This window comes from Novosphingobium resinovorum (genome assembly GCF_036352595.1).
GTDB classification, from domain to species: domain Bacteria; phylum Pseudomonadota; class Alphaproteobacteria; order Sphingomonadales; family Sphingomonadaceae; genus Novosphingobium; species Novosphingobium resinovorum_B.
The window spans coordinates 58,361-74,271 of the sequence record NZ_JAZFAX010000014.1 but is presented as its reverse complement, the minus strand read 5'-3'; the positions used below and the strand labels follow the sequence as shown (position 1 = coordinate 74,271).

The following is a 15,911-nucleotide window of genomic DNA, read 5'->3' as shown; positions in this document are numbered from 1 at the left end:
GCCTTTTACAGAGACGCCGCTCGTCGATATCCGCGATTTGACGGTGCGCTTCACCGAAACCGGACCGGCGCGGGTCAGCGGCATTTCGCTGTCTATCCGGCGCGGCGAGTGCGTGGCGCTGGTGGGCGAATCCGGTTCGGGCAAGAGCGTCACCGCGCGTACCATCATCGGCCAGACCGGGCCCGGAGCGCGCATTTCCGCCGATGCCGTCCGTTTCGATGGCCAGGATACCCGCGCCTTCACGGAAGCCGAATGGCGGCGGGTGCGCGGGGATCGCATCGGTTTCGTGATGCAGGACGCGCTGGGATCGCTCGATCCGTTGCGGACCATCGGGCAGGAAGTGGGTGAGCCGCTGCGACTGCACACCGCGCTCGGCCGCCGGGCGCGGCAGGAGAGGGTGCTCGAACTGCTGCGTTCGGTGGGTGTGCCGGAGCCGGAATTGCGCGTTTTACAGCGGTCTTCGCAGCTTTCCGGGGGGCAGCGGCAGCGGGCGCTGATTGCTTCGGCGATCGCGTGCGACCCCGAACTGCTGATTGCCGACGAGCCGACCACGGCGCTGGATGCGGCGGTTCAGGCGCAGGTCGTGCGGTTGCTGGAGACGTTGCGTAGCCCTGATCGGGCGATGCTGATCGTCAGTCACGACCTGGCTGTGGTGGCCCGTCTTGCTGACCGTATTATCGTTATGAATCATGGGTATATCGTCGAAGAGGGGCCTGCCGCGCGGATCCTTTCCTCGCCCGATCACCCCTATACCCGCGAGCTTCTGGACGCGGCGCGGGTGTTGCATGCGAGTTCGCGAAACGGCGTGGTTCCGCTGCGGCTGGTGCGGCCGCCCGAGGGCGAGGCTGTCGTGGAAACCCGTGGAATTTCAAAGAGTTTCGTCGGGCCTGACAAGCGTTCGCGCATCGCCGTGAACGATGTCTCGTTCACCCTGCGAAGCGGGGAAACTCTTGGAATCGTGGGAGAATCCGGCTCCGGAAAGACGACGCTGACGCGGCTGGTGCTGGGGCTGGAGCAGCCCGACGCGGGCGAGGTACGGCTGCGCGGCAAGCGCTGGCGCGACCTTTCCGGCGCCGAACGCCGCGCCCAGCGCAAGAAAATTCAGGTTGTTTTTCAAGACCCTCTGGCCAGCTTCGACCCGCGCTACACCGTCCGCCGGGTGCTGGAGGAGGCTATCGCGGTGGCCGGCACTCAACGGCACCCAGACGGCACAGAACGTGCCCAGGAACTGCTCGAGCTGGTCCAGCTCGACCCCTCGGTGCTGGACAGGCGGCCCATCGAGCTGTCGGGCGGACAGCGCCAGCGCGTGGCCATCGCCCGCGCCCTTGCCCCCGGGCCCGACGTCCTCGTCTGCGACGAACCCGTGTCCGCGCTGGACGTCTATGTCCAGGCGCAAGTGCTCGACCTGCTGGCCGATCTCAAGCAGCGGCTCGGCCTGTCCTGCCTGTTCATCTCGCACGACCTTGGCGTCGTGCGCCGCATCGCCGACCGCGTGCTGGTGATGAAGGACGGCGTCGCCGTCGAGCAGGGCAACGTCGAGGACGTCTTCGCCCGTCCCGCCCATCCCTACACCCGCGCGCTCATCGACGCGGTGCTTCCCGTCGATCCCAACCGGAGCCTTGAACATGCCTGAACCCAGGAAGCTGCACGTCAACCTGTTCGAGATGAACTGCGTCAGCCACATCGTCCATGGACTGTGGCACCTGGAGGGCAACAACCGCCACCGCTTCAACGACATCGAATACTGGACCGAAGTTGCCCAGCTGTGCGAGCACGGCGCGTTCGACGCGATCTTCCTGGCCGACGTGGTGGGCGCTTACGATCGCTTTCGCGGCGGCCCGGAAACCGCACTGATCGAGGGGTTGCAGATCCCCAACAACGATCCGCTGCTGGTGATCCCGGCGATGGCCGCCGTCACCAGGAATCTCGGCTTCGGGGTGACGTTCTCCACCACTTACGAGCCGCCCTTCGCCTTCGCGCGGCGGATGAGCACGCTGGACCACCTGACGAAGGGCCGCGTCGGCTGGAACATCGTCACCTCCTACCTCAAGAACGCGGCCGAGAACTTCGGCCACGCCGACGAGGTCGCGCACGATCACCGCTACGAGATCGCCGACGAATACCTCGACGTGCTCTACAAGCTGTGGGAAGGATCGTGGGACGACGACGCGGTGATCCAGGACCGCGACAACCGCGTCTACACCGACCCCGCCAAAGTCCGCTACATCCACCACAAGGGCGAGCATTTCCGCGTCGCCGGGCCGCACCTGTCGCAGCCCTCGCGGCAGCGTACGCCGGTGCTGTTCCAGGCGACCGGATCGCCGGCGGGCATGGAGTTCGCTGGGCGTCACGCCGAAGTCGTCTTCACCGGCGGCCTCACCACCGAGCAGGTCCGCCGCAACATCGCCAACATGCGCGCCCGCGCCGCCGCGCACGGGCGTGATCCGGCCTCGATCCGCTTCATCGTCCAGGCGGGGGTGATCGCCGGGCGCAGCGACCTTGAAGTCACGCAGAAGCTGGAGCGCTATCGCCGCAACCTGTCGGTGCAGGGCCGCCTTGCGCACAGCCAGTCGGCGATCGACTACCTCGCCTTCCCGCGCGAGACGCGGGTGGCCGACATCGCCGCCACCGACCACCGCTGGAACCACCAGATCGACCGCAGCAAGCCCGAGCAGACGGTGGGCGACGTGGTCGAGCACTTGTCCGGTTTCGACGAGGAACGTTTCTTCGTCGCGGGTACGCCGACGGTGATCGCGGACGAGATCGAGCGCTGGCTGGATATCGACGGGATCGACGGCATCAACCTGCGCCAGTACCACAGCTTCGACACCGCGCGCGATTTCATCGAACTGGTCGTGCCGGAACTGCGCAGCCGTGGCCGCTACCGCGAAAGCTACGCCGAGGGCGAGACCCTGCGCGAGCGTCTGTTCGGTGCCGGTCCGCGCCTTCCCGCCGAGCACTTCGGCACCCGTTACCGCGATCCCGCCAACTTGCGCGTTCCGCCCGCGCCGCTGCGCTTCGACGCGCCGGCCAAGGCGGACGCGGCCTGACAGACCTCACATAGACGGACGACATGACATGAGCCTCAAGTTCCACTGGTTCCTTCCCACGTATGGCGACAGCCGCTTCATCGTCGGCGGCGGCCACGGCGTGCCTGCGGGCGTCGCCGGGGGTGCCCGCCCCGCGACCATCTCCTACCTCGGCCAGATCGCCCGCAGCGCCGAGCAGATCGGCTTCGAGGCGGCGCTGACCCCGACCGGGGCATGGTGCGAGGATGCCTGGCTGATGACCGCGATGCTGAACGAGGTGAGCGATCACCTGAAGTTCCTCGTCGCCTTCCGGCCCGGGATCATGTCGCCGACGCTGGGGGCGCAGATGGCCTCCACCTTCCAGAACGCCTCGAAGGGACGCTTGCTGCTCAACATCGTGGTCGGCGGCGAGGATCACGAGCAGCGCGCCTATGGCGATTTCCTGGGCAAGGATGACCGCTATGCCCGCGCCGACGAGTGGCTGGAAGTGGTGCGCCGCCTCTGGGCCGGCGAGGACGTGAACTACAAGGGCCAGCACGTCCACGTCGAGGGCGCGCACATCCCGCGCCTGCCCGATCCGATCCCGCCGTTCTACTTCGGCGGTTCCTCGGCGGCGGCGGGGGCGGTCGCGGCGCGGCACAGCGACGTCTACCTGACCTGGGGCGAGCCGCTGGAGGCGGTGGCGAGGAAGGTGGAGTGGATCCGCGGCCTTGCCGCCGAGCAGGGGCGCAAGGTGCGCTTCGGCATCCGCCTTCACGTCATCGCCCGCGACAGCGCCGAAGCCGCCTGGGCCGAGGCGCAGCGCCTGCTGGACGCGATCGATCCGGAGACGATCGCGAATGTCCAGTCGGGGCTGTCGCGCAGCCAGTCGGAGGGGCAGAAGCGGATGCTGGCGCTGCACGGCGGCAGCAAGGACAACCTGCTGGTCGGCCCGAACCTGTGGGCGGGCGTCGGCCTGGTGCGCGGCGGCGCGGGCACCGCACTGGTCGGCAGCCACACCGAGATCGCCGAGCGGATCAAGGAATATGCATCGGTCGGCATCGAGGAATTCGTGCTCTCCGGCGTGCCGCACCTCGAGGAGGCTTACTGGTTCGGCGAGGGCGTGCTGCCCGTGCTCCAGCGTGAGGGGCTCTGGCAGCATCCGCGCGGGGCCGTGAGCACGGCATCGGCGAACGTGCCGTTCGCGCCCGTTGCCAAGCCTGACCTCAAGATCGCGGCGGAGTGAAGATGGCGACGGTGAGCCACAGGCAATCGGCCGATACCCAGGCCGCGCGCGTCATCGCTTCCGACGCGGAAGCGCTCGACGTCGCGCGGCAACTCGCGCGGCGGCTGGCTGAAGGCGCGTCGGAGCGGGATCGTTTGCGCACGGTCCCCTCCGAGCCGCTCGACTGGCTTTCCGAGGCGGGCCTGTTCGGCATCACCGTCCCGCGTGAGCATGGCGGCGCGGACGTATCGTTCGAGACGCTGGTGAAGGTCTTCCAGATCCTGTCGGCGGGGGACGCGGCGGTCGGACAACTGCCGCAGAACCACTTCGTCTTCGTCGATGCGATCCGGCAGGACGGGACCGAGGAACAGAAGGCGTTCTTCTTCGCGCAGCTGCTGGCAGGCGCGCGCTTCGGCAATGCGCAGGCGGAGCGGGGAGGTTCCTCGGCGCTCGATCTGAAGACCCGGCTGACGCGGGGGCCGGGCGGCGACTTGCGGCTGAACGGTCGCAAGTATTACTGCACCGGGGCGCTGACGGCGCACTGGATTCCGGTGGCGGCGCTTGACGAGGCTGGACGGCTGGTGCTCGTCTACGTCCGGCGCGATGCGCCCGGCGTCACGGTGGAGGCGGACTGGAACGCCATGGGCCAGCGCACCACCTACAGCGGCACCACCGTGCTGGAGGACGTGGCGGTCGATCCTTCGCAAGTGGTCGAGCACTGGCGCCTGTTCGAGCGGCCCAGCCTGTTCCACAGCCTCGGTTCGCTGCTCCACGCCGCGATCGACGTGGGCATCGCGCAGGATGCGCTGGCCGAGGCGGTCGGGGTGATCCGCCGGCGCGGACGGCCGAGGCTGGGCGCTCCGGCGGCCTCGGCGCATGAGGATCCGCTGCTGCTGCACCGCCTGGGGCAGCTCTCCACCCGCTTCCACGCTTCGGAGGCGCTGCTGGAGCGGGCCTCGCGCAAGCTCGATGCCGCGAATGCGGACCTGACGCCGGAAAGCGCCGCGCTGGCGGCGGTGGCGGTGGCGGAAGCCAAGGCCTTTGCCGAGGACGTCTCGGTGGAGATCGGCAGCGACGTGTTCGCCCTGATCGGCAGTGCCAGCACGGACGAGGGGCTCAACCTCAACCGCCACTGGCGCAACGCGCGCACCCATACCGTGCATGACGCGAACCAGTGGCGCTATCACGCCTCGGGCAACTGGCTGCTCAATGGCGTGGCGCCGGGCAAGCCGGTGCGCAAGGCGGCGGCCGTGGAGCGCTGAACGACTGGCGACCCGGGCGGCGGAGGAAGACATCCTGACCGCGCCCCGGTCGCCTCGCTATCGGCTGCTTCTGAAGAGGAGGCGCTTCTACCGATCCTTTGTCCAACGCATCAGAACAGCCCGGATACGGGCAGCGCTGTTCCCTTCAGGCGGTAGGCACCCACGGCGGCGGCTTTCCAGTCCCGGGGATTGTGGTTGGCGACGGTGCGGGCGTTGCGCCAGTGTCGGTCGAGGTTGTGGCTGCGCCCGGTGGTCGAAGCGCCGCCGACGTCGAACAGGCGCTCGGCAGCCTTGAGTGCGGCCTCGACGGCGATGTATTGCGCCTGTGCGACATCGACCGCCGCAAGGTCCACCGCCGCTTCGTCGAGGTCCGCCGCCCATGCCGCATCGATGCTGTCGGCGGCGCGCAGCACGGCGGCCTCCGCAGCGAAGGCGCGCGCGGAGATTTCGCCCACGGCATGCTCCACGTAAGGGTCGTCGACCGATCGCAGGGCGCTGCTGTGCTTGATCGGGCGGGCCTTCTCCCGCGCGAAGCGGACCGCGTCCGCCAGCACGTTCCGGGCGATGCCGGCCTCCACCGCAGCCAGGAACAGTTGCGCGAAAGGCGTGACGATGGAGCGTTTCCCGTCGTCGAACGCACGCTGCTGGATGTCCTCGGGATGGACGATCACGCCGTTCAGGTTGGTGGTGCCGCTGGCGGTGAGGCGCTGGCCCATGGCATCGAAATCGTCGACCAGTTCCAGCCCTTCGCGGTCGGTGGGCAGGACGAAGACGACCAGCTCATCCGCCTCGTCCGTCGCGACGGCGAGAATCCAGTCGGAATAGAGCCCGCCGGTGCTGTAGTACTTGGCCCCGGTCACTCGGAAGGCGTCGTCGTCCTTCACGATACGCGTGGCGACGGCGCCGTTGTTGCCGCCGATTTCCCACCCGGCGTTGCCGACCACCTGCCCCGCCAGATAGCGCGAGAACCACAAGGCGCGCTGGTCCTCGGGCGCACTGGCGAGAAGCGAGTCGATGAACAGGAACGAGGGGCGCAGGGCCTGCGCGATGTTGGAATCCACCGCCGCCAGGTCGATGATGAACTGCACCACCTCGCGCACGGTGGACCCGCTGCCGCCGTAGCTTTGCGGAATGCGGAAAGTCAGCAGGCGCGCCTCGGCCAGCCTGCGGATCTGATCGCGGGGAAGCACGCGCTCGCGTTCGCGATCGGCGCTGCCTTCGGCGATGTCCGGCAGCAGCAGCGCGGCGCGGTGCCGTAGGTCGGCGACGCTGAGGCCGTGGGCGAGGGGGCGCGCGGCAATGTTGAGATTAGACGGGTTGCTCATGTCGGAACTCTCGTTTGGATGGGGACGATGCGCGGCACGTCAGGCGTGCAGCGCGTACTCGGGGACGAGCGGCGCGATGAATGCTTCCTGCGGCAGCCGGGGCACCGCCGCGAGCAGTTGCCGGGTATAGGGGTGGCGCGGATCCTCGAAGATCCGCCGGGTGCTCCCGCGCTCGACGATGCGACCCTGCGACATCACCAGCAGTTCGTCGCTGACGTGCCGGATCACGTCGAGGTCGTGGGAAATGAACAGGTACGCGAGGCCCAGCTGTTCCTGCAGCTCGGCCAGCAGGTCCAGCACCTGCGCCTGCACCGAGACGTCCAGCGCCGACACCGGTTCGTCGCAGACGATCACCTTGGGGTTGCTGGCGATGGCGCGCGCGATCGCCACGCGCTGGCGCTGGCCGCCGGACAGTTGCAGCGGGCCGCGCGAAAACAGGTCGGCGGGCAGCCGCACCTGCTCCAGCAGCGTGGCCACCCGGTCGCGGCGCTTGGCGGGAGCGCAGCCGCCGACCGCAAGCGCATCTTCCAGGATCTGCCCGACGTTCCAGCGGGGATCGAACGAACTCAGGGGATCCTGGTAGATCGCGCTGATATGCCGCCGGCGGGGGCGCCGCGCATGCTCGGGCACGCGGGCGCCTGCCGGCCCGCTCCAGGGCTCTCCGGCGAAAGTCACCTCGCCCGCGTCCGGTTCCAGCAGGCCCATGACGATGCGCGCGGCCGTGCTCTTGCCCGATCCGGATTCGCCGACGATGCCCACCGTCCGTCCGGCGTGCAGGGTTATGTCGATGCCTTCGATGACCTGCCGCCAGCGCCGGTCCGGACCGCGATAACGCTTGCCCAGCTGGCGGGCTTCCAGCAGCGGTATCTCGGGCAGGCGCATCTGCGGCATCGCGCTAAGGAAGGGGACAGGCCCTGAGACCGGCACCGGGCCAGGGCGCCCCGGCCCGAGCCGGGTGCGCGCAGGCTGCAGGCCCGGACGCGCATCGAGCAGGCTGCGGGTGTAGGGATGACGCGGCGCCGCCAGGATCTGCGCGATCGGGCCCTGCTCGACGACCCGGCCCTGGTGCATCACCAGCACTTCGTCGGCAAGCCGGGACACGACGCCAAGGTCGTGGCTGATGAGCAGCAGCGAACTGCCCGCCGCCCTGATCTCCTCGAACAGGTCAAGGATCCGGGCCTGCACCGTGGCGTCCAGAGCCGTGGTCGGCTCGTCCGCGATGATGAGGCCCGGACCGAGGGCGAGAGCGCTGGCGATCAGGGCGCGCTGGCGCAAGCCGCCCGACAGCTGCCCGGAACGCTGGCCGGCCCGCAACTGCGGTTCGGGCACGCCGGCCTGTTCGAGCAGTTCCAGCACCCGTGCCTTGCGGCCGGCGCGGGTTCCCCAGCCATGCAGCGCGAGCGGCTCCAGCACTTCCTTGCCCACCGGGCGCAGCGGGTCGAGCGAGACGAGCGCGTCCTGCAGCACGAAACCGATGTCCTTGCCGCGCAGGCGGCGCCACGCACGTTCCGGCAGGCGCAGGAGGTCATGTTCGCCATAGCTGAACCGGCGCGCCTCGACATGGGCGCCGGGCCCGGCCAGCCCGACCAGGCTGCGCGCGGTGACGCTCTTGCCCGATCCGGATTCGCCCACCAGCGCGACGACCTTTCCGGGGGGCAGTTCGAACGAGACGTCCTCCACCACGCGGCGCGCGCCGAAGCTGACCGACAGGCCTTCTACGATAAGGTGCTTAGCTTCCATTAGCGGTGGCCCTCCAGGCGTTGTTGCAGATAGCGTCCCAGAACAGTGGTCGACAAAGTGGTGAGCAGGATGAAAAGGCCCGGGAAGAACGTCAGCCACCAGGCATTGGCGATGAAGTCCCGGCCGGCCGCCATCATGGTTCCCCACTCGGGCGCGGGGGGCTTGGCCCCCAGGCCCAGAAAACTCAGCGCCGATGCCCAGACGATCGCCTGTCCGACGCCCAGCGTGATGACGACGACCAGCGGCCGGGCGGCATTGGGCAGGAGCTGGCGCCGCACGATCCGCCACGGGCGGTGGCCCAGCGCCCGTGCCGCCTCGATGTAGCCGGAATTGCGGACCGCCAGTACCTGGCCACGGATCATGCGGGCATAGCCGGGCGCGACGCCCAGGCCCGTCGCCACGATCAGCGGGCCGATGCCGCCGCCGAAGATGGCGACGAACAGCAATGCCAGGATGATGCCGGGAAAGGCGAGCAGGATCTCGATCACCCAGCCGATGCCGCGGTCCACCCACCCTCCGGCAAGGCCGGACACCACGCCCAGCGGCGCGGCGACCGCGACCGCCAGACCCACTGCGAGCAGTCCGATCGACAGCGACTGGCGGCTGCCGTGGACGACACGGGCGAAGATGTCGCGGCCCGACTGGTCGGTACCGAACCAGTGCGTCAGCCCGGGCGCCTGGAAGGCATCTTCGGGAAGGATCGAGAGGGGGTCGGTCGGGGCGAAGATCCAGGGGAACAGCGAGGCCAGCAGCAGCGCGGCGAGAAAGCCGCCCGCCAGTACCGCGCCCCATGGGGCACCCGTCCGCCGGGCGGCGTGACGGGCATCGAGTGTCGGCGCGATGGCGGTCACTGGTCGTCCTTTCGCAGGCGCGGATCGATGATGTGGTAGAGCAGGTCGACGAGGATATTGGCGATCACGTAGCTGGTGGCGATCACCAGCGTGATGCCGATCACCAGCGGGGCGTCCTGCGACTGCACCGCCTGGTAGAGCTGCCGTCCCAGCCCCTTGCGCGAGAAGATCACCTCGATGACGACGGTGCCGCCGATCAGCGCGCCGATGGCCCAGCCCGACAGCGAGACGCCCGGCAGCAGCGAATGGCGCAGGGCATGGCGCCAGCGCACCGACCAGTCGCTCGCCCCGCGCATCCGGGCGGAAAGGATGAACGGTTGCTCCAGCGTGACGACAAGGGCCTCGCGCGTCACTTGTCCGACGAACCCGGCCAGCGGCAGCCCCAGCGCCAGGGCGGGAAGAACGAGGGTGCGCACCCCGTCGCTGCCTGCCGCCGGGAACAGCCGCAGGCCGAAGGCGAACGTCGCCAGCAGCACGATCGCCAGCCAGAACGGCGGCACCGCGGCCGCGATCGTCTCCACCGTCGCGCCGATCCCGGCGATCCAGCGCCCGCGTCCCGTCGTGGTCAGCGTCCACAGCAGGACCAGAACCCAGGTGGTGAACAGCGAGGCCGCCACCAGTTGCAGCGTCGCGCCCGATTGCTCCGCGATGATCTGGCTCACCGGCAATCGCTGCGCGTAGGAGATGCCGAGATGGCCTTGCAGCAGATCGGACAGGTAGCGCCCGTATTGCACGAAAAGCGGCTGGTCGAGGCCGTATTCGCGCGTCACTTCGGCGATGGCCTGCGGGGTCGGGCTGATGCCGCCCAGGATCGCGAGCGCGGGATCTCCCGGCATCTGCCGCATCGCGATGAAGGTCAGCGTGGCAACCGCCCAGAGGACGAAGGCTCCGCCGGCCAGGCGAATGCCGCCAAGGCGCAGCAGGGCGAGCCATTCGGCGTGCGTCTCGCGTCGGCCCGGAGCAGGCGGCCCGCTCATTTGCGCACCCATGCGTCGTAGAGGTAGGTGATGGACAGCGAGGGTTCGATGCGGACCCCGTGGGTGGTCTTGTAGATCGCGAGGCGCGTGCTTTGCGGGATGGTGGTCAGCTGCAGGTACTCTTGCGAAACGATCCGCTGCGCATCGAGATAGAGCGCCCGGCGCGCTTCGGGATCCTGCGTCTCCAGCGCCTGATGGATCACCCGGTCGAACCGGGCATCGCGAAAGCCGGTGCCGTTGGTGTGGTAGGACGTGCCGGGGCGGTCGATGAACTCGCTGCCGAAGACGAAGCGCAGGACGTCGGGCGTGTTGGTGTTCCAGTAGCCGATGCGGATGTCGTAGTCCCACGCCGTGCTGCAGCACTCGAGGATGCCGCTGGCGCCCATGGGATCGAGGTCGACGGCGATGCCGACCTTCTTCTCCGAGGCCTGCACCTGTTCCCACAAGGTGCGCTCGGCATTGGAAAGCTGGTCGCTCATCGGCACCTTCACCGTCAGGCGCCGGGCGTTGCGGGTGCGATAGCCCTCGCTGTCCCGCCCGGTCCATCCCGCCTCGTCGAGCAGGCGTGCGGCCCGCTGCGGGTCGTAGTCCTGCGCATGCTCGAACTGCGCGTTGTAGAACGGGGTGACGTGGCTCAGCGGCCCTCCGGCGCGGGTATATTCGCCGAACAGGACGCTTTTGAGCGCGCCCGCCACATTGGCCGCGCGCACGAAGGCCTCGCGCACGCGGACGTCGTCGAACGGGGCGCGGGTGACGTTGAAGTCGCCCTTGGTGGGATTGCCCGGCCGGTCCTTCATCAGCAGCGTGATGTCCGGGTTCTGGCGCGCGGGGCCGTGCGATTCGGGCGGCAGGGCATCGATCACGTCGACGTCGCCCGCCTGCAGCGATGCGAAGCGCACCGAGGGGTCGGGGATGAACTTCCATACCACCCGGTCGAGATACGCCGGGCCGGTGTGGCGGGCGGTAGGCGGCGCCCAGGCGTAGTCCGGGTTGCGTTCGAGCACCACCTGGCTCTGGCGATCCCATCGCACGACCCGGAACGGCCCCGAGCCGACCGGGCTCTGGCAGTTCTCGTCGCGCGAGCGCGCCAGCGCCCTGGGGGATTCCATGCCGAGGAACCCCTGCGCGAGAACTTCGAGGAAGGCCGCGTAAGGCGTCGCAAGATGAACTTTCGCGGTGTGGCTGTCGATGACGTCGGTGCGCAGGTACTGGGCAAGATAGCTGCCCGCCGTGCTGGACTGCGTCTTCGGATCGACCATGTGATCCAGGTTCGCCTTCACGGCGGCGGCATCGAAGCGAACCCCGTCGGTGAACCGCACGTCGCGGCGCAAGTGGAACGTGTAGGTCAGACCGTCCCGGGACACCTCCCAGCGTTGTGCCAGCCACGGCCCGATGTTGCCCTTCTCGTCCATGGAGACCAGCGAATCCAGGAACTGCTGCGCGATGTAGACCTGCGGCATGTCCCCCTGCGAATGGGGATCGAGGCAGGTCGGCTCACGATCCGTGGCGTAGACCAGCGTGCCGCCGGAGACCGGCGTGCCGGATGCGGCCGTGCGTCCGCCGGAGGCGCTGTCGCTTCCGGCGCCGCATCCCGATAACGCCAGCAGCAGGGATGTCGCCGCCAGGGCGCCCGCCGCCGGTCCCGACCTGCGCGTCAAGCGGGCACCTCCTGATGGCGGGGCAGGGGCTGCGCCCGTTCGAGCAGCTTTGCCGGATCGCGGTAACGCGCGCCGAAATGATCGCCGGGCAGGCGGGCCTGGCCCTTGCCGAAGAACCTTTCCCGCAAGGTCTCGCCGTCCGCATATGTCTCGCGAAAACGCCCGCGACGGCGCAGTTCGGGCACGACGAGTTCGATGAAGTCCCGCGCGGTGCCGTAGGACAGGTACTGGATGAGGTTGATGCCGTCGATGCCGTCCTCGTCGAGCCATTTCTCGATGACGTCGGCGACCTGGCCGGGCGTGCCGGCGACGAAGAAGCGGCCTTCCTGAAACCGGATCCGGCTGAGCAGGGCGCCGACCGTCTCTTCCGGGTCGATCCAGCGCGACAGGCCCCAGGACCGGTCGCCCGTCGACAGGATATCGGCCAGCCGGGTCTGCGGCGGATACAGCGTGAAATCGATCGTCGACTGCATATGCACCAGCGAGGCATCGACGCTTTGCAACTGCCGATAGGTGCGCAGCTTGTCCTGGACCTCCGCCTCGGAACGCCCGACGATGACGCTTGCAGGAACGAAGAACTTCACCCCCGCAGGATCACGGCCATGCGCGCGCGCCTTCGCCTGGATCGCCGCGATGTTGCGCCGTACTTCGGCGGTCGTCGCCCCGCCGGTGAAGATCGCCTCGGCATGGCGCCCGGCGAATTCGATGCCCGCCGGCGAGCCCGTGGCCTGGAACAGCAAGGGCGTGCGTTGCCGCGAAGGCTGGCAGAGATGCGGCCCCGCGACCTTGTAGTGCTCGCCCACATGGTTGATGTAACGGACTTTCGAAGGATCGGTGTAGACGCGCCTGTCCTTGTCCACGACGACGGCGTCATCGTCCCAGGACCCTTCCCAGAGCTTGTACAGCACGTCGAGATACTCGTCGGCGATGCGGTAGCGCTGGTCGTGGTCGATCTCGGCTTCCAGCCCGAAATTGCGCGCGGCATTGGGCAGGTAGGACGTGACGACGTTCCAACCCACGCGCCCCTTCGTCAGATGGTCCAGCGTGCTCATCCGGCGCGCGAAGGCGAAGGGCGGCTCGTAGCTGGTGGAGAACGTCACCCCGAACCCCAGGTTGCGGGTGACGCCCGCCATCGCCGGGATGACCAGCAAGGGGTCGTTGCTGGGGATCTGCATCCCTTCGCGCAGGGCCGTCTCGGGTCCGTTCCTGAACTCGTCGTACGTGCCGATCACGTCGGCGATGAAGACCCCGTCGAAAGTCCCATGCTCAAGCAATTGCGCCAGTTCGGTCCAGTAATCCAGGTCGTTGAAGCGATGCCTGTTGTTGTCCGGATGCACCCACATCCCGTGAATGATGTGGCTGACACAGTTCATCTCGAACAAGTTGACGTGAAGCTGCTTGGGCATGGGACTGTACTGCGCCTTAAAGGTGGAACGCGATGCCGGCGAACACGCTTCGTCCGTCGCCGGGCCAGAAGACCGCGGCATCCGCGCCGCGATAGTCGTAGCTTGCCGATCCGGCGGCGGCGTAATGCTTGTTGCCGAGATTCTTGAGATCGACGTAGATCTTCCACTGCCCGTCCGGCCGTTCATAGCCGGCCCGCAATCCCCAGATCGCGTAGGACGGTACCTTCAGGCTGTTCGTGTAGTCGGCGTAATAGCCGGATATGGCCCGAAGATCGGCCCCCGCGTAGAAGCCCGCCGCACTCTTCCACTCAAGTTGTGCCTGATAGGAATGAGGCGGAAGGCCGGGCAGCTTGTTGTTGCCGAGATCGCTGTCGTTGCGGAAATAGAAGTCGCTGTAGGTATAGGCCTGCCGCAGGTTCACGCTGTCGCCGCTGTCTCCCTTCCACAGGGCGACGGTCAGCGCGGCTTCGATGCCCTGGTGGATGGTCGGGCTGGCATTGACGGTATCGGTCACCGCCTCCGCCGTCGCGGTCGCCGGGGTGACGACGATCGAGTGGATCTCGTCATGCAGCCAGGTTCTGTAGAGGGTGAGACTGCCTTCGAAGACACCGGTGTTGGCACGGGCGCCTGCTTCGACCGTCAGGCCCTTCTGCGGCAGCACCGATCGGACATAGACGCCCTGTGCGGTGTTGCGCGGTCCGATGCCCCAGGTCACCGGCGCGTCGATCGAGCGGCCGAGGCTGGTGAAGAGCTGCAGTTGCGGAATGGGCTTCCAGCTCGCGCCAAGGCGGGGCACGACGTACCACTTGTCGTACCTGACGCGGTCGGGATACGTGGTCGTATTGGGATTCAAGGTTTCCACGACCCTGATGTCGCGCAGCGCCTCGACGAGCGACAGGCCGCTGGTGATCGAGGCGTCGTCGCTCAGGTGCAGTTCGTTGCTGATGGCCAGCGAGGTATCGCGCGAACCGGAGTAGCCCCCGTGGTAAGTGAAGACCTTCTGCCCGTTGACGCGGCTTCCACCGTAAGTGTCGCCGTCTTCGAGGCGGGTCTGGGTGAGGATGATCGAAGTGTCGCTCTTCAACCCGAATATCGTGTCGCCTTCGCGCAGGTAGCGAAGCTGCGGTGTGAGGTACAGGGATGGCCAGTCGTTGTACCACGCTGCCTCAAGGCCGTTGTCCAGATCGAACTTGTTGGCGCTGAACGAGAGTTCCAGGCGGGACTTGTCGTCGATCGTGTAGTCGATCTTGCCGATGGCCAGTGCGGACCAGTTCTTGCGTCCGTAGACACTGGGTGAAATGTGGCGCGGATCGTTCCTGATCTGCTCCAGGGTCAGGTTGCCGCCGTTGAAGTATTTCTCCTTGCGGTATTTCACGATCAGCTGGACCTTCAGGCGATCGCTGAACTGGTGTGCGAGGTTGAGAGTGACGTCCCTGGCGCTGTTGCGCGTATGTTCCTGATACCCGTCGCGTTCGTTGCTGGAAGCGCCGATGTAGTAGTCCGTCGCGCCATCCGCGGTCACGCCGCCATAGCTGGCCTGGTATTTGCGGTAACCGTAGCTGCCGCCCTCGATGCCCAGATTCAGTCCCGGCGCGGTACGGCCGGAACTGGTCACGAAGTTGATCGCGCCGCCCAGCGCCAGGGCGCCATAGGAAAATGCGTTGGAGCCGTTCAGGACTTCAGTGTAGCTGACGCTGCTCGGCGTCAGGAAGGTTTCCTGCGTACCGCCGGGGCCGCTGATCGACGCGCCATCATAGAGATAGCGGATACCTCGCGCATAGCCGCCGTAGAAGGTGTTTATCCCGGAGCCGCGGATGGACACAAGGTTGGCCCCGTTGCCGCCCGTCGCCACCGCGAAGACGCCGGGCTGATAGGCAAGGACGTCCTCGAGATTGGCTGCACGTCCTTTTTCCACGTCGGCGTTGTCGACGATGCTGACGGTACCGGGGATCTTCTGGAGACGCTCCTTTTCCGCGGTCAGATTGCTGCGGGCTCCGGTGACGGTGATCGTCTCCGATGCTTCGGCATCGGCGGCCGCACTCTCCGCCGAGGATGCTTCATCCGCGGCGTACGCGCTTGTTGCGGTCAGGTTGGCGATGACTGCAAACGTGGAAGCTGCCCCGAGAACTACATTCTTCACGCGAAACGCTTTTGGATTCGAACCAAGACCAGAATTCATCAATTCCCCCTAAGGACTGCCATTGCACCGGCATCCTTTCGTCGGGTCTGCGGCCGCCTCGACCATCTTATAAACACACTAAAATGGTCAATAAATGAATCCTAAGTGATTTGATAGAGAATGTGGTGCGGCCGCGCGCGGGGACGGATTCTGCTCGGTAGGCCATCGGCGGGAAGCGCGCTGAAAATGGAAGTGCTACGCATTCGGAATTCCCGTGAATGCGCATCGCCCTTGATGGATAACGTGAATGGAAATGATCCATGGGCCAGGCCAGGGGCTT

At 67.4% G+C, this 15,911-nt stretch carries 11 protein-coding genes; 4 read left to right on the top strand and 7 right to left on the bottom strand.

Features of this window, described 5'->3' with window-relative positions:
• The first annotated feature begins 43 nt into the window (after positions 1 to 43).
• Genes V2S85_RS14735 through V2S85_RS14720 form a run of 4 tightly spaced genes read left to right on the top strand, consistent with a single transcriptional unit; the run spans position 44 to position 5,495 of the window.
• Positions 44 to 1,633: an ABC transporter ATP-binding protein gene (locus tag V2S85_RS14735; protein WP_330703597.1), complete on the top strand. Its 1,590-nt coding sequence runs from the start codon at positions 44 to 46 to the stop codon at positions 1,631 to 1,633.
• Positions 1,626 to 3,050 carry an NtaA/DmoA family FMN-dependent monooxygenase gene (locus V2S85_RS14730; RefSeq protein ID WP_330703596.1) on the top strand — a complete coding sequence of 475 codons (1,425 nt, stop codon included), beginning with the start codon at positions 1,626 to 1,628 and terminating at the stop codon, positions 3,048 to 3,050. The genes V2S85_RS14735 and V2S85_RS14730 overlap by 8 nt, the downstream gene beginning before the upstream one ends.
• 28 nt (positions 3,051 to 3,078) lie before the next feature.
• Positions 3,079 to 4,254 (top strand): LLM class flavin-dependent oxidoreductase, encoded by a 1,176-nt coding sequence (locus V2S85_RS14725; protein ID WP_330703595.1) that lies wholly within the window; start codon positions 3,079 to 3,081, stop codon positions 4,252 to 4,254.
• 11 nt (positions 4,255 to 4,265) lie between these two features.
• The gene (locus tag V2S85_RS14720; RefSeq protein ID WP_330703594.1) at positions 4,266 to 5,495 is read left to right on the top strand and encodes an SfnB family sulfur acquisition oxidoreductase; all 1,230 of its coding nucleotides are present in this window, start codon (positions 4,266 to 4,268) and stop codon (positions 5,493 to 5,495) included.
• A gap of 110 nt (positions 5,496 to 5,605) precedes the next feature.
• Here the strand turns inward: V2S85_RS14720 and V2S85_RS14715 are convergent, their stop codons facing one another.
• From V2S85_RS14715 to V2S85_RS14685, 7 genes are read right to left on the bottom strand one after another with little or no spacing between them, the layout of a single operon-like run.
• The gene (locus tag V2S85_RS14715) at positions 5,606 to 6,820 is read right to left on the bottom strand and encodes an acyl-CoA dehydrogenase family protein (RefSeq protein WP_330703593.1); all 1,215 of its coding nucleotides are present in this window, start codon (positions 6,818 to 6,820) and stop codon (positions 5,606 to 5,608) included.
• 39 nt (positions 6,821 to 6,859) lie between these two features.
• Positions 6,860 to 8,560, bottom strand: coding sequence for an ABC transporter ATP-binding protein (locus tag V2S85_RS14710; RefSeq protein WP_330703592.1), 1,701 nt, complete (start codon positions 8,558 to 8,560; stop codon positions 6,860 to 6,862).
• Complete coding sequence (locus tag V2S85_RS14705) at positions 8,560 to 9,411, bottom strand: ABC transporter permease (RefSeq protein ID WP_330703591.1); 852 nt, start codon at positions 9,409 to 9,411, stop codon at positions 8,560 to 8,562. The genes V2S85_RS14710 and V2S85_RS14705 overlap by 1 nt, the downstream gene beginning before the upstream one ends.
• On the bottom strand, positions 9,408 to 10,388 hold the full coding sequence (locus tag V2S85_RS14700) for an ABC transporter permease (protein WP_330703590.1): 981 nt from the start codon (positions 10,386 to 10,388) through the stop codon (positions 9,408 to 9,410). Before V2S85_RS14700 ends, V2S85_RS14705 begins: the two co-directional genes overlap by 4 nt.
• On the bottom strand, positions 10,385 to 12,046 hold the full coding sequence (locus V2S85_RS14695) for an ABC transporter substrate-binding protein (RefSeq protein WP_330703589.1): 1,662 nt from the start codon (positions 12,044 to 12,046) through the stop codon (positions 10,385 to 10,387). Before V2S85_RS14695 ends, V2S85_RS14700 begins: the two co-directional genes overlap by 4 nt.
• The gene (locus V2S85_RS14690) at positions 12,043 to 13,452 is read right to left on the bottom strand and encodes an LLM class flavin-dependent oxidoreductase (protein WP_330703588.1); all 1,410 of its coding nucleotides are present in this window, start codon (positions 13,450 to 13,452) and stop codon (positions 12,043 to 12,045) included. Before V2S85_RS14690 ends, V2S85_RS14695 begins: the two co-directional genes overlap by 4 nt.
• Before the next feature lie 16 nt (positions 13,453 to 13,468).
• The gene (locus V2S85_RS14685; RefSeq protein ID WP_330703587.1) at positions 13,469 to 15,592 is read right to left on the bottom strand and encodes a TonB-dependent receptor family protein; all 2,124 of its coding nucleotides are present in this window, start codon (positions 15,590 to 15,592) and stop codon (positions 13,469 to 13,471) included.
• Positions 15,593 to 15,911 lie beyond the last annotated feature (319 nt).